The organism is Marinisporobacter balticus (assembly GCF_004345705.1).
GTDB classification, from domain to species: Bacteria; Bacillota; Clostridia; order Peptostreptococcales; family Thermotaleaceae; genus Marinisporobacter; species Marinisporobacter balticus.
Window position 1 is genome coordinate 103,647 of record NZ_SLWV01000004.1, and the last position, 21,435, is coordinate 125,081.

At 32.8% G+C, this 21,435-nt stretch carries 19 protein-coding genes; all 19 read left to right on the forward strand.

Going from position 1 to position 21,435, the window contains the following annotated elements; translation table 11 throughout:
- The first annotated feature begins 92 nt into the window (after positions 1-92).
- The 19 genes from spoIID (at position 93) to EV214_RS04870 (ending at position 21,422) form a co-directional block, all read left to right on the forward strand.
- On the forward strand, positions 93-1,529 hold the full coding sequence (gene spoIID / locus EV214_RS04785; RefSeq protein ID WP_132243258.1) for a stage II sporulation protein D: 1,437 nt from the start codon (positions 93-95) through the stop codon (positions 1,527-1,529).
- 138 nt (positions 1,530-1,667) lie between these two features.
- Positions 1,668-1,952, forward strand: coding sequence for a Veg family protein (locus EV214_RS04790; RefSeq protein WP_330571256.1), 285 nt, complete (start codon positions 1,668-1,670; stop codon positions 1,950-1,952).
- A 188-nt stretch (positions 1,953-2,140) separates the two neighbouring features.
- Positions 2,141-4,156, forward strand: a complete 2,016-nt coding sequence (locus EV214_RS04795; protein ID WP_165916242.1) for a methyl-accepting chemotaxis protein — start codon at positions 2,141-2,143, stop codon at positions 4,154-4,156.
- A 402-nt stretch (positions 4,157-4,558) separates the two neighbouring features.
- Positions 4,559-5,785 carry an argininosuccinate synthase gene (locus tag EV214_RS04800; RefSeq protein ID WP_132243262.1) on the forward strand — a complete coding sequence of 409 codons (1,227 nt, stop codon included), beginning with the start codon at positions 4,559-4,561 and terminating at the stop codon, positions 5,783-5,785.
- Complete coding sequence (argH, locus tag EV214_RS04805; protein WP_132243264.1) at positions 5,782-7,155, forward strand: argininosuccinate lyase; 1,374 nt, start codon at positions 5,782-5,784, stop codon at positions 7,153-7,155. Before EV214_RS04800 ends, argH begins: the two co-directional genes overlap by 4 nt.
- A gap of 22 nt (positions 7,156-7,177) precedes the next feature.
- Positions 7,178-8,170 (forward strand): ornithine carbamoyltransferase, encoded by a 993-nt coding sequence (gene argF, locus EV214_RS04810; protein WP_132243266.1) that lies wholly within the window; start codon positions 7,178-7,180, stop codon positions 8,168-8,170.
- A 254-nt stretch (positions 8,171-8,424) separates the two neighbouring features.
- Positions 8,425-9,999 carry a DUF3794 and LysM peptidoglycan-binding domain-containing protein gene (locus EV214_RS04815; protein WP_132243268.1) on the forward strand — a complete coding sequence of 525 codons (1,575 nt, stop codon included), beginning with the start codon at positions 8,425-8,427 and terminating at the stop codon, positions 9,997-9,999.
- A 117-nt stretch (positions 10,000-10,116) separates the two neighbouring features.
- Positions 10,117-10,992, forward strand: a complete 876-nt coding sequence (ispE, locus tag EV214_RS04820) for a 4-(cytidine 5'-diphospho)-2-C-methyl-D-erythritol kinase (protein WP_132243270.1) — start codon at positions 10,117-10,119, stop codon at positions 10,990-10,992.
- Positions 10,985-11,659, forward strand: a complete 675-nt coding sequence (locus EV214_RS04825; RefSeq protein WP_132243272.1) for a GntR family transcriptional regulator — start codon at positions 10,985-10,987, stop codon at positions 11,657-11,659. The genes ispE and EV214_RS04825 overlap by 8 nt, the downstream gene beginning before the upstream one ends.
- Before the next feature lie 121 nt (positions 11,660-11,780).
- Complete coding sequence (locus EV214_RS19625) at positions 11,781-11,987, forward strand: CLC_0170 family protein (RefSeq protein WP_408631296.1); 207 nt, start codon at positions 11,781-11,783, stop codon at positions 11,985-11,987.
- 50 nt (positions 11,988-12,037) lie between these two features.
- On the forward strand, positions 12,038-13,627 hold the full coding sequence (locus EV214_RS04830) for a spore germination protein (protein WP_132243274.1): 1,590 nt from the start codon (positions 12,038-12,040) through the stop codon (positions 13,625-13,627).
- A complete protein-coding gene (locus tag EV214_RS04835) occupies positions 13,614-14,720 on the forward strand; it encodes a GerAB/ArcD/ProY family transporter (protein WP_132243276.1) in 1,107 nt (368 codons plus the stop codon). Before EV214_RS04830 ends, EV214_RS04835 begins: the two co-directional genes overlap by 14 nt.
- Positions 14,713-15,885, forward strand: coding sequence for a Ger(x)C family spore germination protein (locus EV214_RS04840; protein WP_132243278.1), 1,173 nt, complete (start codon positions 14,713-14,715; stop codon positions 15,883-15,885). Before EV214_RS04835 ends, EV214_RS04840 begins: the two co-directional genes overlap by 8 nt.
- A 93-nt stretch (positions 15,886-15,978) precedes the next feature.
- Complete coding sequence (gene spoIIR / locus EV214_RS04845; RefSeq protein ID WP_207669624.1) at positions 15,979-16,674, forward strand: stage II sporulation protein R; 696 nt, start codon at positions 15,979-15,981, stop codon at positions 16,672-16,674.
- A 223-nt stretch (positions 16,675-16,897) separates the two neighbouring features.
- Complete coding sequence (gene sleB, locus EV214_RS04850) at positions 16,898-17,605, forward strand: spore cortex-lytic enzyme (RefSeq protein WP_132243280.1); 708 nt, start codon at positions 16,898-16,900, stop codon at positions 17,603-17,605.
- A 13-nt stretch (positions 17,606-17,618) separates the two neighbouring features.
- Positions 17,619-18,983 carry a germination protein YpeB gene (gene ypeB, locus EV214_RS04855; protein ID WP_132243282.1) on the forward strand — a complete coding sequence of 455 codons (1,365 nt, stop codon included), beginning with the start codon at positions 17,619-17,621 and terminating at the stop codon, positions 18,981-18,983.
- 141 nt (positions 18,984-19,124) lie between these two features.
- Positions 19,125-20,207, forward strand: a complete 1,083-nt coding sequence (locus EV214_RS04860) for a D-alanine--D-alanine ligase (RefSeq protein WP_132243284.1) — start codon at positions 19,125-19,127, stop codon at positions 20,205-20,207.
- A 15-nt stretch (positions 20,208-20,222) separates the two neighbouring features.
- Entirely contained in the window at positions 20,223-20,639 is a 417-nt protein-coding gene (locus EV214_RS04865; protein ID WP_132243286.1) for a DUF1934 domain-containing protein, read from the forward strand.
- Positions 20,640-20,654: 15 nt separating this feature from the next.
- Positions 20,655-21,422, forward strand: a complete 768-nt coding sequence (locus EV214_RS04870; RefSeq protein WP_132243288.1) for a DALR anticodon-binding domain-containing protein — start codon at positions 20,655-20,657, stop codon at positions 21,420-21,422.
- Positions 21,423-21,435 lie beyond the last annotated feature (13 nt).

Sequence of the window (21,435 nt, forward strand, 5' to 3'; positions counted from 1 at the left end):
GAGTAAATACTTGATTTGGGATATAAATTCGCTAAGAAAGAAAAAAACTGCCTAGAGAGACAAAAAATGTTTTGTTAAAGGAGGGTAACAAATTGGATGATGGAAATATATTAATTTATGTTAAAATATATGATCATATTGCAAATAAGGTTGTTTTAGAACCAATGCCACAATTAATTAAAAGGATGGTTGCGTCTCAAATACCTATATCTTTTGAAATAGAAGCTTTAAAGGCGCAAAGTATTATAGCAAGAACCTTTATCATTAGAAATATGAAATTCTTTGGAGGAAAAGGATGTTCAGTACATCCGGAGGCAGATATATGCACAGATGGACATTGTGGGAAATTTATGACCGAAGAAGTGTTTCAGAAAAAATGGAGATCTGAATTTAAAAAGAATTGGGAAAAACTTGACAAAGCTGTAAATGAAACAGAAGGAAAGATTATTACAATGAAGAATAAACCCATAGATGCGAGATTCCATCATACTTGTGGAGGCGCTACGGAAAATTCTGAAAATATAGAGGGAAATAAAACCTTGTACCTAAGAAAAGTACTGTGTGAGTATTGTAGAAATTCTCCCTATTATAAACATTCTTTGAAAATGACATTGGAAGAAATAGAAGAAAAATTGAATATTAAAATCCTTGAATCATCTCCGCTAAAAGGACCTGATATTGACGGAATTATAGAAGATGTTGAAAGGGATGATGAAGGAAGAATCGTTAGTGTGAAAATAGGTGGAAAAAAATTAAAAGGAACAGAAATAATGAAATTATTGGGGTTAAACTCAACAAGATTTGGATGGAAGCCTATTACATTTCAAATTGAAATGCAGGGAAAAGGGGAAGGTTTAGGACTTTGCCAATATGGCGCGAATACCATGGCTTTAGAAGGAAAAAATGCGGAAGAAATTTTGAATTATTATTTTACAGGGATACAAATTAAAGAATTTGATAGACCTAGTATAAAAAAGCCTTTAGCGGGGAAAATAATAGTAATTGATGCAGGGCATGGTGGTAATAATACAGAAGATGCAACAGGACCTACTGGGCTCAGAGAGAAAGATGTAAATCTATCTATATCTTTAAAATTAGCACAACTTTTACGAAATGCTGGCGCGCAAGTTTATGAAACAAGAACAAAAGATACGTATGTTTCCCTTAGCAAAAGAGCAAATTTAGCGCATGAAGTAAAACCCCATTTCTTCTTAAGCATACATCAAAATTTCTTTTCAAATCCAAACATATCAGGAAGTGAGATTTATCATTATAGAGGAGATAAAGAAGGTGAAAACTTAGCAAATATTATTTTAGAAGAATTATGGAATGCATTAGGGACTGCTCGAAGAGGTACAAAAGTTGCAAATTTCTATTTGTTTAGAGAAGTAAGAAGTAGTGTGTTGCAGATTGAAGTTGCTTATATCACGAATCCTGATGAAGAGGAAAAATTGAGAGATGAAAAATTTAAAGATCAAGCAACAGAAGCTATTGCAAATGCATTGATAAGATACTATCGTTATGGATAGACAATAGAAAAATTTATATGCAAATGTTTTCCTTGTGGATTTTTCAAGATTTATTGACAAGATTGTATATACATTGTATAATAATAGGTCATATATTTGACAATTGTTTTACTATGTGGTATGATTAGGGTGTATACTTTGAAAGAAGGTGATTCAGTGGCTAAAAATAATGATTTAGCTCAAATCAGAAGAGATGTGGAACACCTTGTTGGAGAAAAGGTTAGATTAAAAGCCAACAAAGGAAGAAAGAAGATATCCGTGAAGGAAGGTATTCTTGAAAAAACTTACCCTAACATCTTTGTGGTATGCATTGACGGGGGATACAATACGGTAAGAAGAGTATCCTACAGCTATTCAGATATACTTACAGAAACAGTTGAAATTACTTTGTGTGATAATGAAAAGAAAATCCAAGCTAGTTAGATTTGTAACCACATAGCATCCGCTAAGTGGTTGTTTTTTTAAAAAAGAAGAAAAAGACACGCTAAATATTTATGCAGGTTGAAATAGAAGTATATTCCATAAACAAAAAAAGAGGATTGATAGGGAAAAATGTCGAAATAAGAAGAAAAATGTTAAAACTTTTAAAAATTATAAGGAGGCGGTCAAAATTGAAAAAACATGAAAAAATTAAAATGGGAATAGGAGCAAAATTAGCCATAGCCTTTATTTTATTAATAGCTATTCCGCTATGTGTATTAGGTATTAGTTCCTATGAAAAATCTGTTAAAATTATGGAAACCAACTTAAAAACATCATCCCTTCAATTGACGTATGAGATAAAAGATTCTATTAACAATTTGATGAAAGGATTTGAAGAAAGTACGATACAAATGTCTGACGAAGCAAATGTGCAGCAAGCAATAGCAACAGAAGATAGCGTGCAGTGGATGATGAAAAGTTTTCAAAGCTTTATAAAAGCACATCCAGATGCGGAATCTATTTATTTGGGAACGGAAAATAAAGATATGTTTATTTTTCCTAATGCACAATTTGATGAGGGGTATGACCCTACACAGAGACCATGGTATCAGGATGCTGTGGGGAAAAATGATTTAATATGGACAGATCCGTACATAGATGCTACTACAGGAAAACAAATTATAACAGTGGCGAAACCCGTATATAATTCTTTTAATGGAAATGAATTTGTAGGCGTTTTAGCTGTAGATATTTCTTTGGAAACTTTAGCAGAAAAGGTAAATGCTATTCAAATTGGAAAAAGAGGTTATCCTGTTGTTTTAGATAGAAGTTTAAATATCATGACCCATAAAAATAAAGAACTTATTGGAAAACCGACAGGTGTTAAAGAACTAGATGAAGCAGTAAAAGAAAAAAATGAAGGGGTTATAGATTATAAAAGAGAAGAAAATGGGAAAATGGAACAGAAGTTTGCGGCATTTACAAAATTAGAGAAATTAGGATGGACGGTTTTTTCAGCTATCTATGTAGATGAAATTAAAGAAGATTTAGATGGTTTGCTTTGGAATACTTTACTCATAGGAATAATTTCGTTATTAATTGCCTTATTTATTTCATACCTATTTTCTAAAGGATTAACGAAACATATAAAACTACTCCTAGTAGATATGGAGAGAATAAAAGATGGAGACCTTACGATACTTTCTGATATCAAATCAAAGGATGAGATAGGAAAATTAGGAGAAGGCTTCAATGCTATGATTGATGAGGTTGGCAAGCTTGTGAAGAATGTACAAACAGCTTCGAGAGAAGTTAGTGCATCAGCTGAGAATTTAGCAGCAACTTCTGAAGAAACAAGTGCATCGGCTGAAGAAGTGGCTAAGACAGTTGAAGAAATTGCAAAAGGTGCAACGGAGCAAGCAGCTGATGCAGAAAAGGGAGCGATGCTTACCGCTAGGCTTTCAAATAAATTTGTTGAACTAAACAACAATACGAAAGAGATGTTAAGCTCAGCAAATGAAGTAATGGAAGCAAATTTAGATGGGATAAAAGTGATTGGAGATTTGAAGAATAAAACAAAATTAAATAGTGATGCTACGGAAAAGATTGAAGGTGCAATAACAGAACTAGATAGCAAAACCAAATATATAGGTGGTATATTAGATACCATTGCTTCAATCGCAGAACAAACAAATTTACTGGCGTTAAACGCATCCATAGAAGCAGCTCGAGCTGGAGAACATGGAAAAGGATTTGCTGTTGTTGCTGATGAGATAAGAAAGCTTGCAGAAGGCTCAAGAGAAGCAGCGGATGAAATTAAGGAAATTGTTATAAATATTCAAAATGATAGTAATAATACTGTGCAGGCTATGGGAGAAGTGAAGGAAAGATCAAGAGAACAAGCCTATGCAGTGAATGAGGTAAATGTTTCTTTTGATACAATCTCTAAATCTATAGATCATATTGCAGGAAAAATTGAATCTATTAGTGAATATGTGAATGAATTGAACAAGGATAAGGACGCGATTGTAGGCGCCATTGAAAATATATCAGCTGTATCAGAAGAAACGGCTGCAGCATCCGAAGAAGTAAGTGCATCCATGCAGCAGCAATCTATGGCTGTTGAAGAAGTTGCAAATGCATCTAATAAACTAAATGATCTTGCTTTAAAATTAAACAATGAAATAAGTAGATTTAAAATCTAGGCATAAGAAAAAATAGTTCAGATAATAAAAAAGAAATAAAGCATAAGTTTTAGTCTTTTGTGTAACTGCGTATGCAATTATACATAGATTAAAACTTATGCTTTTTTGAGCAATTAAAATAAATATATTTGCGCAAATATGAATACATATGCAAATGATACAATAAGAAAAATGCATAAATATAATAAAAACTCAAAGAAAATATTCCACGTATTTATGATTAGTAAACGAAAAAGAAAAAGTTCCCACTTGATATCATTAAAAGAGTGAAAAACTAAAAAAACAAGGAAATAAAAACAAAATACTATGAATAAATATTTAAAAAAAAGAATAAATATGTTGAATAAATATAAAATCCTGTTATAATATATTTATAATAATAATTCAGAGGAGGATAAGGAAATGAAAAAAGAAAAAGTAGTATTAGCATATTCTGGAGGATTAGATACCTCTGTGATTCTTACATGGTTAAAAGAAACTTATGGGGTAGAGGTTATTGCAGTATGTGTGAATGTTGGTCAAGAAGAAGATTATGATGAAGTGAAAAAGAAAGCACTAGCTACGGGAGCTACAAGCGCTTATGTTGTTGATGTAGTAGAAGAATTTATCACAGATTATGTTTTTCCAACGCTTAAAGCATCTGCTGTATACGAAGACGATTATCTATTAGGAACATCTTTTGCTAGACCGTTAATTGCAAAAAAATTGGTAGAAATAGCAGAAAAAGAAGGGGCTGTTGGTATTGCGCATGGTGCTACAGGCAAAGGAAACGATCAAGTACGTTTTGAAGCAACCATTAAAGCATTAAATCCACATTTAAAGATTATTGCACCCTGGAGAATATGGGATTTAAAATCTAGAGAAGATTGTATTGAATATGCGAAGAAACATAATATTCCAATAGCGGTTACAAAAGAAAAGATTTATAGTAGAGATCAAAATATCTGGCATATTAGTCATGAGGGTGGAAATCTTGAAGATCCATGGAATGAACATGATGAGAGCATATATATGATGAGTGTTTCACCTAAAAATGCACCAGATATGCCAGAATTTGTTGAAATCGAATTTGAAAAAGGAATACCCGTAAAGGTAAACGGGGAAGAATATAATCCAGTAGAAATGGTAAATTTATTAAACAAATTGGCTGGAAAAAATGGTGTGGGTACCATTGACATTATTGAAAATAGATTAGTGGGAATGAAATCACGTGGTATTTATGAAACGCCAGGAGGAACAATACTTTTTAAAGCACATAATTCCTTAGAAAAATTAACATTAGATAGAGATACGTTAAGCTTTAAAAAGACAGTAGCGCAAAAATATGCCCAATTAGTTTATGATGGATTATGGTATACACCACTTAGAGAGGCGCTTTCTAAATTTGTAGACAGCACTCAAGAATGTGTAACAGGAAAAGTGAAAATGAAACTTTATAAAGGAAATTGTACAGCTGTTGCAACAGATTCACCATTCTCATTATATAACGAAGAATTTGTTACATTTGGAGAAGATGATGTGTATAATCAAAAAGATGCAGAAGGATTTATCAATTTGTTTGCATTGCCATTAACCATTCGTGCAATTATGAATGAGAAAAAAGCAAAGAAGGAGCAAGATACAATATGAAGCTATGGGGAGGGCGTTTTGAAAAAAGCACAGCATCGATTGTAGACCAATTCAATGCGTCTATTGTATTTGATCAAAAACTTTATAAGCATGATATCATGGGCAGCATTGCTCATGCAAAAATGCTTGGTCAATCTAATATTATTACAAAAGAAGAAAGTCAAAAGATTATACAAGGACTTATTGAGATTTTAAAAGATATTGAAGATGGAAAAGTAGCATTTGAAATAGGCTTAGAAGATATTCATATGAATATTGAAAAATTGCTCACAGATAGAATTGGAGAAGTAGGGAAAAAGCTGCATACAGCAAGAAGTAGAAATGATCAGATAGCAGTAGATATAAGACTTTTTCTTCGTGACGAAATAAAGGAAATTTGTGAAAAATTAAAGACGTTGTTAGGAACTTTTGTAGTGATTTCTGAAGCGCATATAGAAACGGTTATGCCAGGATATACACACCTTCAAAGAGCACAGCCAATTACTTTAGGATATCACATAATGGCTTATTTTCAAATGTTTAAAAGAGATTATGATAGACTTGAGGATTGCTATAAAAGAGTAAATGTAATGCCGCTAGGGGCAGGGGCTTTAGCAGGAACCACTTATGCTACAGATAGAGAATTTTTAAAAGAAACATTAGGTTTTTCTGAAATCTGCGAAAATTCTTTAGATGCAGTAAGTGATCGGGATTTTGTGATTGAATTTATCAGTGGCGCATCTATGATTATGATGCATTTAAGTCGATTTTGTGAAGAATTGATTCTTTGGAATTCTGCTGAATTTAATTTTATTGAAATGGATGATAGCTATAGTACAGGAAGTAGCATTATGCCTCAAAAGAAAAATCCAGATGTAGCAGAATTGATTCGTGGGAAAACAGGAAGAATCTATGGAAATCTTTTTAATATACTTACCCTTATGAAAGGTTTACCGTTGGCTTATAACAAAGATATGCAGGAGGATAAACCCCCTCTATTTGATACAGTTGAAAATGTAAAGGTTTGTTTAGAGATTTTCAATGAGATGGTAAAGACAATGAAAATAAAGAAAGAAAATATGAAAAAAGCAACGAAAGAAGGATTCATGAATGCTACGGATGTGGCGGATTATCTTGTGAAAAAAGGGATGGCTTTTAGAAGTGCCCATGAAGTAGTGGGAAAAATGGTCCTTTATTGTATTCAAAAAGGTAAAGGAATTGATGATTTAACACTAGAGGAGTTCAAAATTTTTTCGAATATACTCACTGAAGATATCCTGGATGCAATAAAGATAGAAAGTTGTATTGCATCGAAAATATCACAAGGATCTACAGCTAAAGGAAGTATTGAAAAGATGATTAAATCGGCAAAGGATTTTTTAAATATTTAAACCCATACAAGGAGGTGTATATATGGCAATCAATCTAAAAGGGAGAAACTTTTTGACATTAAAAGATTTTACACAAAAGGAAATACAGTATCTTTTAACCCTATCGAAGGATTTAAAGAATAAAAAAAGAATAGGGGGAAAGGAAAAATTATTACAAGGAAAAAATGTTTTATTACTATTTGAAAAAGAATCTACAAGAACAAGATGTTCTTTTGAAGTTGGAGCAATGGATGAAGGTGCAGGGGCTACATTTTTAGGAATGAATGATAGTCATATAGGGAAAAAAGAATCTATAGAGGATACGGCAAAAGTATTGGGTCGTATGTATGATGGGATAGAGTTTAGAGGTTTTAAGCAAGAAACAGTAGAAGATTTGGCGAAATATGCAGGGGTACCTGTATGGAATGGACTTACAGATGCATATCATCCAACACAAATATTAGCAGATTTCTTAACAATGATGGAACATGTAGATAAACCCCTTAATAAAATAAAATTTGTATATGTTGGAGATGCAAGAAATAATATGGGTAATTCTTTGATGATTGGCGCTGCTAAGATGGGAATGAATTTTGTTGCATTAGCACCGAAGGAATTATTCCCAGAAGAAAAATTAGTAGAAGAGATGAAAATAGTTGCAAAAGAAACAGGTGCTACTATTACGTTGACAGAAGATATAGAAGGCGTAGAGGGTGCAGATATAGTTTATACAGATGTATGGGTATCTATGGGAGAAGAAGAACAATTTGAAGCAAGGATTAAACAACTCCTTCCCTATCAAGTGAATATGGATATGATCCATAAAACAAATAATCCAGATATGATTTTTATGCACTGTTTACCAGCCTTTCATGATTTAGAAACGAAGGCAGGAAAAGCAGTATTTGAAAAATTTGGATTAAAGGAAATGGAAGTAACGGATGAAGTATTTAAGAGCAAATATTCCGTAGTCTTTGACCAAGCTGAAAATAGATTGCATACCATAAAAGCAATAATGGTTGCTACCATTGCTTAAAGACATAAAAGTACAAATAATGTTTTGGTTTTATATGAATAAAAAAAGAAGTGAAAAAAATATTTTTCACTTCTTTTTTTATGTATTACGGCATAAATATATATAAGTCAAATTTGAATCCATGGAGCATATATTTTGTCACTGGATAGTAGAAAGCATTTATCTAGTTTATGATCTTGAGATTAAATAAGAGATAGGAAACTAGATGAAAATAAATTGGATTGGCTGACGAAAAAAGAGGAGGAGGAAAGTCAATGGCCGTTGAGGTAATGAGAGACTTACTGAAGATAGATCAAATTATAGGAGAAGGGGATACCCAAGCACTTGTAGAAGGTGAAATTCTTGTACCTGATGTTAAGCCGGATATTTCAAGAATACTATCTGTAGATGGGAATATAAACATTACGAGCAAAGAAGCTGTATCGGATAAAATCGTTGTGGATGGTGTAGTAAATTTCAAGATATTATATGTATCAGAGGTAGGAGATTATCCAATTTATAGTATGAATGCGAGTGCAGGATTTAGTCAAAATATTGATATAGCTGGTACTGTTCCGAATATGGACATTGATGTAGGAACAGATATAGAACATATTGACTTTGATATTATAAATGAGAGAAAAATTTCAGTAAAAACAGTAGTAAATCTTAGCGGAAAGAGTAGGGATGTCTCAAAAATAGAGGTATTAAGAGCGGTAGAAGGATTAGAAGATCTTCAGGTTTTAACAAACAGTATCTACTATAATGATATTGTAGGAAGCAATAAATCTGAAACCATTATAAGAGAAAGTTTTGAAATAGACGAAAACCTTCCAGAAATTGCTGAAATCTTAAAATGTGATGCCTTTGCAGTGGAAAAAGAAAAGCAGGTAACAGATGGAAAAGTTATTATAAATGGTATTGTTAAAACAAATACCCTTTATGTAGCAGATGATGATCGGAATTCTTTATTTTTATTGAAACATGAAATTCCTTTTACGCACTTTGTTGAAATTATAGGGACTATGAAGGATATGGACAGCAAGGTAACGCTCAAAGCAGATGAAGTATATACGGATGTGAAAGAAAATATAGATGGAGATCGGAAAATATTTGAAATAGAGGCAATGGTAAAAATAGATGCAACTGTAAGTGATGTAGAAGAGAAAAATGTTGTGGTAGATGCATATTCACCAAGTCACGGATTAAAGATGGATAAAAAAGTAGTAGCCTTTTATAAAGGAGTGGGGAGAAATACATCAAATATGGTGGTAAAGGAAATGGTAGATATTCCCTCGAATCAGCCGCAGATTTTCAAAATATTTAGTGTAAATGCAAAACCAATCATTACAGATGCGAGTTTGGTTGAAGATAAAACTATTATAGAGGGAGTTATTGAAGCGGATGTATTATATTTATCTAAAGATAAGGATCAGCAAGCACACAGTTTCCATCAAGAAATACCATTTAGACATTTTGTAGAGATTGATGGGGTAAGAGAGGGCATGAAGACAGACGTAGATTTACATATAAATGATGTAGATTATAGCTTGATTAATCCTGAGCAAGTAGAGATTAAGGTAAATGTAGGAGCGAACTGTAATGCAAGTAAAAAAATAGAAATGGAAGTTTTGGTAGATGCAGAAGAATTGGATGAAGCGGTAGATTTGAGTGGACGACCAAGTATTACAATCTATTATGTTCAACCAGGAGATACCCTTTGGAAGATTGCAAAAAGATATCATACGACTGTAGCCAATCTGGTTGAAACAAATACCATACAAAATCCAGATAAGCTTACATCAGGGGATCAGATTATTATTCAAAAAACATTTGAATATAAGTTTTAAGAAAGAGAGTCTGTGGGAAACCACTGACTTTTTTCTTAAATTAATATAATACATTGTACACAATTATATAACCAAAAATGATAAAATATAATGAAAGAAAGACAAGGGGTGAAACAAATGAATGAAATAAAAGTACGAGGGAGAGCGAAGATAAATCTTTCATTAGATGTTTTAAGAAGAAAAGAAGACGGATATCATGAAGTGAAGATGATTATGCAACAGATAGATTTATATGATGAAATACTATTAGAAAGTAGAGAAAATGGAATCCTATTAGAAACGAACTGCGAATTTATTCCAAACAATGAAGGGAATATTGCATATAAGGCAGCGAAGCTCATGATGGATACTTTTCATATAGATAAAGGAATACAAATATATATCCATAAAAATATTCCTGTCGCAGCAGGTCTTGCAGGTGGAAGTACAGATGCAGCAGCTGTAATGATAGGATTAAATAAATTATGGAAAATTGGTGCTACAAAAAAAGAATTAATGGATTTAAGCATACAATTAGGCGCAGATGTTCCATTTTGTATATTGGAAGGCGCTGCGCTTGCAGAAGGGATTGGTGAAAAATTAACATCGATAGAAGGTCTTGATCAATGGGTGGTGCTTTGTAAACCTAATATAAGTGTTTCTACAGCAAGTGTATACAAAGCTTTAGATGTAAATCATATTGAGAAGCATCCAGAAACAGATAAAATATTAAAAGCATTAGAAAATAAAGATGTGCAAACAGTTGTAGAAAATTTATGTAATGTTTTAGAACCTGTGACGGAGGGGATGCATCCTATCGTACGAGATATCAAAAGAAAAATGGTAGCCTATCATGCTTTAGGAAGTTTAATGAGTGGCAGTGGCCCTACTGTATTTGGTATATATAAGGATTATACCAAAGCGAAAAATGCTTATGAAAATTTGAGTAAGGTATATAATCAAATCTATCTTGTCAAAACTTATGATGGAAAGGACGGATATGCTAATGAATAGGTTGAGTGAATTGAATCTACAAAATTATCGACCCCTTCGAGATGTAGTTTTTGAAAATTTGAGAAATGCCATATTAAATGGAGATTTAAAACCAAGTGAGAGATTGATGGAAGTTCAAATTGCAGAGCAGCTAGGAGTAAGTAGAACACCTGTTAGAGAAGCCATTAGGAAATTAGAATTAGAAGGTCTTGTGATTATGGTTGCAAGAAAAGGTGCTTATGTGGCAGATGTATCTATAAAGGATATTTTAGATGTACTAGAAGTAAGAAGTGTGCTAGAAGGTCTGGCAGCTTCTTTAGCTGCTGAGAGGATGGCAGAAGAAGAACTAGAGAAACTAGAATTAATATCCTATCATTTTAAGAGATGTCTAGAAAGTGGAGATACGGATGGGATGATCGAAAAGGATATGCAATTTCATGATGCGATTCTTTATTCTACACGTAATGCAAAGCTTATTCAGATTTCACAAGGATTACAAGAGCAAGTGCAACGATTTAGAATCACTTATTTTGTAGAATACAATCAATCAAAAGAAGTTCTTTCAGAACATCAACAGATTCTTGAGTCCATTGCCAACAGGGATGCAGAAAAAGCACAAAAAGCAGCACAACACCATATCGAGGAGCTTGAAAACATTATTGTAAAATTCGCCAATAAAACAAAATAGAAGGACTATTTAGAAGAACCGTTCGTTTTAGCGGTTCTTTTTGTATATATTTACCTAAATATGTGAACATTATATTAAGTACATTATTTTTAAAGAAGGTGATAAGGCTTTGTCAAAATGGATGATTATTTTTTATGAAGAGATCAAAGAATTCTATACCCTATATTTGTTATTTATGGCTATAGGCATTGGTTTATTTTGCTTGATTGTAGATTATAGATATTTAAAGAAAAAGAAATTGAGAAAAGAAGCCCGAATTTGTAAAGGGATAGGATATACATACATAATAGGTGGTGTCTTGGTATATATAATTTTTCGTATATTTTGATGAAATGGTAATTTAGCAGGAGCGGATCTTTAAGTAAAGGAGGAGATGCTATGGGATTTTTTGAAGATTTATTTGCAGATAAAAAGGAAGATGAGAGAATAAAAATGCCTGTTAAAAAGGATTATCAAGAAAATTTAGATAAGATAAAAGAAATATTGGGTAGTTGTGATGATGTAATCTACAGAGAATTTAATATGGCGAAAGAGCAAAAACTGAAATGTGTAGCGATCTATGCGGAAGGCCTTATAGATACAAATTTATTAAATGATTACGTATTAAGAAATATAATGGGTTTATCTCTAGATACAGACATTGAATTTCGTAGTGTAAAACAAAAAATATATGAAGCCGTAAAGGATGGGGTTATTGCGGTATCAGATATTAAGGAAGTGGATGATATTAATGCGGGTATTGATAGCATTTTATCAGGAGATACGGTATTGATTTTAGACAAATGGGATAAAATTTTAGTGATTGCTTCAAAAGGATGGCCGATGAGAGGGGTTAGTGAACCTTCCACTGAAACGGTTATCCGTGGACCGAGTGATGGCTTCACAGAAACACTCAGAATAAATACAGCATTGGTAAGAAGAAGAATTCGGGATCCTAAATTTAAGATCAAGCAAATGCAGTTAGGACAAAGATCTAAAACAGATATAGCCATTATGTATATAGAAGAGACTGTTAATAAATCCATATTAAAAATGGTGAAGGAGAGATTGGACAAAATAAATATTGATGCTATTTTAGAAAGTGGTTATGTAGAACAACTCATAGAAGATGACTGGCGATCTCCTTTTCCACAAATCCAGCATACACAAAGACCAGATGTTGTGGCAGCGGGACTTTATGAAGGACGTATTGCACTCATTATTGATAATACGCCCTTTTCATTATTGGTACCAGCAACGATTGTTACATTACTGCAATCTCCAGAAGACTATAATGAAAGATTTTTTATTGGTTCAGCTATTAGAATATTGAGATTTTTGAGTATCGTTATCGCGCTATTATTACCTAGTTTCTATATTGCTGTTACTTCCTATCATCCAGGCATGTTACCTACAGATCTAGCGTTATATGTAGCTGGAAGCAGAATGAATGTACCTTTTCCAGCTTTTATAGAAGCTTTTATTATGGAAGCAGCCTTTGAAGTATTAAGAGAGGCAGGGGTTCGGTTACCAGGTGCCATTGGCGGTACAATTGGTATTGTTGGAGGACTTGTACTAGGTCAAGCTGCAGTACAAGCAGGTATTGTTAGTCCTCTTATGGTGATTGTGGTTGCCCTTACTGCAATAGCAGCTTATACGACACCGAATTATAGTATTGCTATATCTTTCCGATTATTACGATTTGTTTTGATGATATTTTCAGGCGTTCTAGGATTATATGGGATTATCTTAGGCTTAATTCTTATTTTCACGCATTTATGTAATTTAAAGAGTTTTGGAGTACCTTATCTAAGTCCTTTTGTAGCGAGCGAGATGACCATGAAAGACTTTAAGGATGTGTTTGTTAGAGTACCCCTTCGTATGATGAAAAAAAGGCCAGAATTTTTGCATAGAAGTGATAGTGATCGATTGGGAAAAATGAGACAAGATATAAAAATAGAGGGTGGTGATAGTAATGGAGAGGAATAATGATCAGATTTCAAGTGTACAATTGGGAATGATTCTTTCTGTTACCATTATTGGGGTAGGAATTTTAACTCTTCCGAGGGTACTTACAGAAGCAGTGGGGCCTGATGGATGGATTGTTCTTTTAATCGGTGGTTTTATGACACTAGTCATTGGCATATTGATGGCAAAACTCGTAAAAAAGTTTCCTCAGAAAAGCATTGAGCAAATAAGCAGTTCGTTGATAGGGAAGTTTTTAGGTAAAATCATCTCGATTGGATTTTGTATTTACCTTATTATTCTTGCAGCTATTGAAACAAGAATTTGTGGAGAAATAGTAAAAGCATATTTACTTTTGCATACCCCTATAGAGATATTGATGATTACTTTATTGTTTACAGCTTCCTATTTGGCTAGAAGTGGAATAGAACCTATTGCAAGAATGGCACAGATTATTTTCCCTATGGTCATTGTTATTGCGATAGGAATGATATTACCTGTTATTCCAGAAATTGATTTGAGTAATTTTCTTCCTGTGTTTAAGACACCACTGGTTAAAATCTTAAAAGCGATTCCCATTGGTTTTTTTAGTTTCATAGGAATAGAATTAATACTTATATTTTCACAATTTGTAATAGATAAAAAAAATATAAAAAAACATGCTTGTTTAACGGTAGGGATGGTGTTAGCCATCTATATGTGTATACTTATTGTGACGGTTGGCAGATTTGGAATCATAGAAACTACCCATACTATATGGCCATCACTAGAAATTTTTAAGACTGTGGATTTACCAGGTGCTTTCATAGAAAATATTGAAATTTTTATCATTGCCATATGGATTTTTTCAGTATTTATGACATTAGCAGGAGCGTACTTTGGTGCTAGTTTACTGTTAAGTGGTGCTTTAGGATCGAAGGAGCAAAATTACTTTGTTTTACCGATATTACCCCTTATCTATTATCTTGCTTTGATCCCCGATAATATTGCACAGGCAGGAGATTATATGGATAAATTCTCAAATTATTTGGTGCCAGTTTATGTAATTCTGTTGCCTATTTTGTTTTTGATTATAAGTGTTTTAAAAAAAAGCAAAGGGGGGAAGACGGGTGCGTAAATGGAGAATGCTTTGCATTGGGATCATCAGCAGTCTATTGATTACAGGGTGCTGGGATAAAGTGGAAATTGAAAAAAGAGCGTTTGTTGCGCTAATAGGGATAGATAAATTTGATAGTAAAGATGGTAAAAAAAATAAAGATTCAGATAAAACAAAGGAATCTCAGGATATTTCAAGAAACAAATATGTCATTACGATTGCATATCCTAATACAGGGGTAATTGCAGGAAAAGGAGAGGGAGAATCTAAATATATATATGCTTCTGTAGGACAAAATATACGTGATATATTGGGCAGTTTAAATAATAGAATAGCGAGGGTAATGTTCTTTCGCCATACAAAAGCCATTGTTCTTGGAAAGGCTTTAGCGAGTGACGAAAAGATGCTACGTGAAGTATTAGATGCTATAGAAAGAAGCCCTGAAATAGGTAGAAAGATAAATTTGATGATTACACCAGGAGAAGCAAAAGAAATACTGAACACGTCAACAAAAGATGAGCCTGTTCTTGGACTGTTTATTCGAGAATTGATGGAGCAAAGTAAGAGATCTGCAAGAATGGCGGATGCAGATTTTGGATATATTCTACGAAGTTTACATGAAAGTAAGGTTGCAATTACACCAAGGATTCTTTCTTCAAAGGATCAATTTAAAATTGCAGGATCTGCTGTGTTGAAAAATTTTAAAATGGTTGGAGAGTTAGGAGAATTAGAAACAAGAAATGTAATGTTTATGTTTGATAAGATTCAGAGTACTGTAATTAATGTAAAGGTAGACGATTTGATTATTCCAATAGGAATGACAGACTCAAAAACAAAAATGAAAGTATTTGAAAAGGATGGAGAATTATATACTTCCTTCGACATAGAAGCAGAAGGGGATTTAGAACAGCATATGTTTGAAGTAAAAGGTCAACCCCTTGATAATAAATATATCCAAAAGGTAGAAAAAATCGCATCCAAAACTTTTGAAAAACAAATAGAAGCAACTTATAAAAAGATACAAAAAGATTTTGGGGCAGATTTGGTGCAGGCTGGTGAATATTTGAGAAAACATGAACCAGATACATGGAAAAAAGTTGAAAAAGATTGGGATGAAATCTTTCCTACTACAAAAGTAAAGGTAAATGTAGCCATAAAAATAAGAAGAATCGGTGTTACCCAATAATTCCCAAGGAAAAATATATATAAATGAGTTTAAAATTTCCCCTATTTGTTAATACTGAAAGTATAATAAAAGATTAGCAATCGGGGGGTTTTTATGGAAAAGTTTTTGAAAAATATCTGTGTGCATAAAGCAAAAATGAACTTTGTGATAGGAATTATATTGATAACATTTATAACCGTTGGATTTTATTTTTTTACACATGATGTATATGAAAATCAAAAGAGTTACAAGAAACAAATGATTCGATTTCATGTGCTTGCGAATAGTGATTCTCCACAGGATCAAGCATTGAAGTTAAAGGTAAGGGATCGTATTATTGAGGAAATGAATCCTAAGTTTGAAGGATCAAAGAGCTTAGATCAAACAAGAGGCATTATTAAAAGAAATATTAAAAATATAGAAGTGATTGCCATGGATACAATCAAGGAAGATAATCGTGATTATGAAGTGAAAGCAACATTGGCAGAAGTTGATTTTCCAACGAAAAACTATGGAAGTATTACATTACCTGCTGGAAATTATGAAGCACTCCGAGTGGTCATCGGAAAAGGAGAAGGCGCAAATTGGTGGTGTGTGTTGTTTCCTCCACTATGCTTTATAGATACAAAGAATGGATTGACCAATGAGAAAACAAAAAAAGAAATGATGAATGTATTGACAGAAGAAGAATTTAAAATGATTAGTACAGCTAAAAGTGAGGATCGTATACCTATAAAATTAAAATTTAAAACGGTAGAGATTTTAGAGGAAGCAAAATTGAAATTGAATAAAGTGGTAGGGATGAAATAATTAATAAATACTGAGGGAAAGATAGACCCTCAGTATTTTGTTTTTCAAAAAACATATATCTTATTCTTGTATAATTGATGCAGTACTGATGAAAAATAAAATCATACAAAAAGAACTTAAAAATAGGTATCAGAAGTATTTATTGTATTGAAAGAAAACTAAGACGTTAGTAGTTCATCACTAAAGATGATTTGCTAATAGCGAAATGAAGGGAGGAAGGAAGATGAAAAGAAAAACATTTTGCATAAGCCTATTACTTATTATTGTTTCCCTATGTTTTTCTTTAGCTGTTGATAGCTATTTTAATATAGGCGTTGCTCAGGGGACGCTATATTGGGGGTCTAGTGGATCAGAAGTAAAGACGCTACAGACAAAACTAAAGAACTGGGGATATTATGATGGGCCGATTGACAGTGTGTTTGGGGGAGGAACCTTTGAAGCAGTGAAAAAATTTCAAACAAAAAATGGATTGACAGCGGATGGCGTAGTAGGAGCAGCGACAGCAGAAAAATTAGGCATTCCTACAAAAAACGAAGCGAAGGAAGCTACATATCAACCTAGTAGTAAAGGTGCAGCAAGAAATGATGAAATCAGTTTATTGGCAAAAGCCATAACAGGGGAAGCAAGAGGAGAGCCATACACAGGGCAAGTTGCTGTGGGCGCTGTTGTTTTAAATCGAACAAGACATCCTTCGTTTCCCAATACGATTGCAGGGGTGATCTATCAACCAGGAGCATTTACAGCAGTAAGTGATGGACAAATTAATTTAGCGCCTGCTGAGAGTTGTGTAAAAGCAGCACAGGATGCATTAAATGGATGGGATCCAACGGGAGGATGTAGATATTATTGGAATCCTGCGACCGCTACAAGTAAATGGATTTGGTCTAGGAAAGTAATCAAAAAAATAGGCAAACACTGGTTTGGTAATTGAGGAGGTGAACAATATGAAAAAGTATATCTTACCCATTGTTCTTACTGTAGCTTTATTAACTACTGGCATATGGGGATACAATCAATATAAAGAAAAAAATGAGTACTATATATTTTTAGACAATCAGTTTCAAAGAATGTATTATGATTTAACAGGAAGTGTAGAAACGATTACAACAGATTTATCAAAATTAATGGTCTCTTCTCAAACAAAAGAGAATATTGTACTATATTCAAATATATGGCAAAATGCATACAATGCACAAGAAAAACTGTCGCAACTTCCTATCAAACATGCAGATATCACAAAGACAGAAAAATTTCTAAGTCAATTAGGTGATTATACCTTTGCTATGGCAAAAATAAGCATTAGTGATAAGCCATTGGGAGATAAAGAGATTGATAATTTAGAAAAATTGCATAATTATGCGTTGAAGTTATCACAGGATCTACAGGATCTACAGAAGAAAGCATTAAAAGGGACGATATGGAAAGGGGAACTCAGAAAAAAAGGAAGTAAAGAATTGAATCAAGAAGCAGAAAAGGAAAATCCAATTCAATTGAAGTTTAATAAATTTGAAGAAAGAATGGTAGAGTATCCAGAACTTATTTATGATGGCCCTTTTTCAGAACATGTTATTGAAGGTGTTCGACCAAGATTAAAAGGACCGGAAATCACACAAAAAGAGGCGGAGAAAAAAGTCATTGAATTTTTAGGCGGAGGAAAAATTGACAAAGTAGAAAAAACGACAAATGGAAAAGGAAGAATTGATACATACAGCTTTGAGGTCATACCTAAAAATCAGGAATCAGGAAAGGGAAATTCAGTATATATAGATATTACGCAAAGAAATGGATATGTTGCATGGATATTAAATAACCGAGAAGTAAAAAAAACAAATATTTCACCAAAACAAGCTATAAAATATGCATCAAAATTTTTAGAAGAGAAAGGGTTTAAAAACATGGAACCTACGTATACAGTAAGATACGATGGCGTTGTATTGGTCAATTATGTATACAAACAAGAAGATGTTTTCATGTATCCTGACTTAATAAAAGTAAAGGTAGCTTTAGACAATGGAGAAATTGTAGGGTTTGATTCAACACACTTTCTAACAACAAACTATAAAAGAGATATCAAAAAACCAAAACAAACAGCTAAGCAGGCAAGAGAAAAAATAAGCTTGCGTGCACAAGTAGAAAAAGATCCACAGCTTTGTATTATTCCTACAAGTTCTTTTGGAGAAATTTATTGTTATGAATTTGAAGCAAGCTACAAAGGCGATCAGTTTTTAATCTATATTAATGCGAACACGGGAGAAGAAGAAAAAATTCTAAAACTTATCAAAAGTGAAAATGGTACACTAATGATATAAAAACATGTAGCTTCAGTACTTCTGTACTAAAGCTACATATTTTTTCATGAAAAAATAATAAAAAATGATTTGATTAATAAATCCCATAAGTATAGAATATTAATGAATTAAATAAAATAATTCAATTTGGGGGTTTTTATAATGAATAAAAGAATAAATGTAGCTGTTATATTTGGGGGTAAATCAGGAGAACATGAAGTGTCCCTTATGTCTGCAACTTCAGTCATAAAAGCTATAGATAAAAAAAAATATAATGTTCTTCCTTTAGGCATTACAAAGGAAGGTAGTTGGATGATATACAATGGACCGATTGAAAAAATTGAGTCAGGAGAATGGGAAGTGGCAGCAAAAAAACAATTGGAACAAAACCCAAATAATAACATACTTTCCATTATGCCATTAGGAGGGAAAAAATCGAAATTGGCAGAACTTGTTGATGTAGTTTTCCCTGTATTACATGGTCCGTTTGGTGAAGATGGGACCATTCAAGGCTTATTGGAAATGGCAGATATTCCTTATGTAGGTGCAGGTGTGTTAGCTTCTGCAGTAGGAATGGATAAAGTTTATACAAAACAAATTTTTAAGCAAGCAGGACTACCTGTAGGAAAATATATAGTGATTATGAGGAAAGATTTTAGGGAAAATAAAGAAACTGCTATTCGATTGGTTGAAGAAAATTTTCAATATCCTATTTTTTTAAAGCCTGCCAACTTAGGATCAAGTGTAGGAATAAGCAAAGCCCATAACCGCGAAGAATTGATCAAGGGTTTGGAAATGGCAGCAAAACACGATAGAAAAATGCTAGTGGAAACTTTTATAAATGGCAGAGAAATCGAATGTGCAGTTTTAGGAAATGATGATCCAAAGGCTTCTGTAGCAGGTGAAATTTTACCTTCACATGAGTTTTATGATTACAATGCAAAATATTTTGATGATGGTAATTCAAAAATAGTGATACCTGCAAATATTCCTAAAGAGAAAGAATTAGAGATTAGAGAGATGGCTGTAAAAGCATACACGGCCATAGATTGCTCAGGGCTTGCAAGAGCGGACTTTTTTTTAGAGAAAGAGACAATGAAAATATACATTAATGAAGTAAATACCATGCCAGGTTTTACAAAATATAGTATGTATCCGTTGCTATGGAAAGAAACAGGACTTTCTTATGACCAACTAATTGATCAATTGATTGGACTCGCAATAGAGCGGTATGAAAATAGATAAGAATGAGGTGCACAAATGAAGCATGTAATGTTAAAAATAGAAGGGTTGCAAACAAGCTTGGACGGAGAAGAAAATAGCATTGAATTAGTGACAGAAGGAAAACTTTATGAAAAAGGAAACAGTATATATTTGGTATATGAAGAAACAGAAATTTCTGGAATGGAAGGATGCACGACAACGGTTAAGCTATCTGAAGACAAAATATCCATGAAAAGATTTGGTGTATTAAAATCAGAAATTGTATTTGAGAAGGGGAAAAGAACCGTTACAAATTATCCTACACCTTATGGCGTTATGGATATGGAAGTGTTGACAAAGGATATGGGCTATACCATTACAGATGCAAATAAAGGGAATGTGTCTATAGAGTATTTTGTGAGTTTACAAGGAATGGCAGAAAGTACAAATAAGTTAAATATAATGATTATGTAAGAGAGATGAAGCGTGATGCAAGATATAAGACAAAAAATAAAAAAGAGCATAAAAGAAATACTATTATTTCTTTTTCAATATGAAATGCCTATAGAATCTATCCAAGTAGAATCAACGAAGAAAGAAGAACACGGAGATTATACCACCAATATAGCATTGTATATGTCTAAAATATGCAAAGAAAAACCTATGGATTTAGGAAAGAAAATCTTAAATGAGATGGAGAAGAAAGAAAATATCTTTAAAAAAATAGAGATTGTAAATCCGGGATTCATTAACTTTTTTTTAGAAGCCGATGGGTGGGGGACACTTTTAAACTTTAAGGATGACGATGAAGCAACGTTAAATAAAATACATTTGAAGAAATTACTTAAAGGATATAACATTAAAAGTAAATTAACATTAAATGAAATAGAATCCGCACAATATGTACATAGTAGAATCTGTTCTATTATTAAAATATTTGAAGAAGAAGGTATCTCTGTACAAGGATCACAAGATACAATGAATTATGAAGTAGACCATTTTGAAAAAAGGATGATAAAAAAAATAATAGATTATCCTTGTGTAATAAAACAAGCAATCGCATGTGAAAAACCAGATGAAATGATCACGTATATGTTAGAACTGAGTGGACTTTTTTATCAATTTCACGAAAGAACATTTTTTAGAAAGCTTGACAAAAATAGGTTATCTGTTACGCTAAATATAATAGATCATATAAGAATCATGATCAAGGAAATACTAAATAATGTTGAAATAGATGCACCTAATAAAATGTGAAAAATAAAGCAGC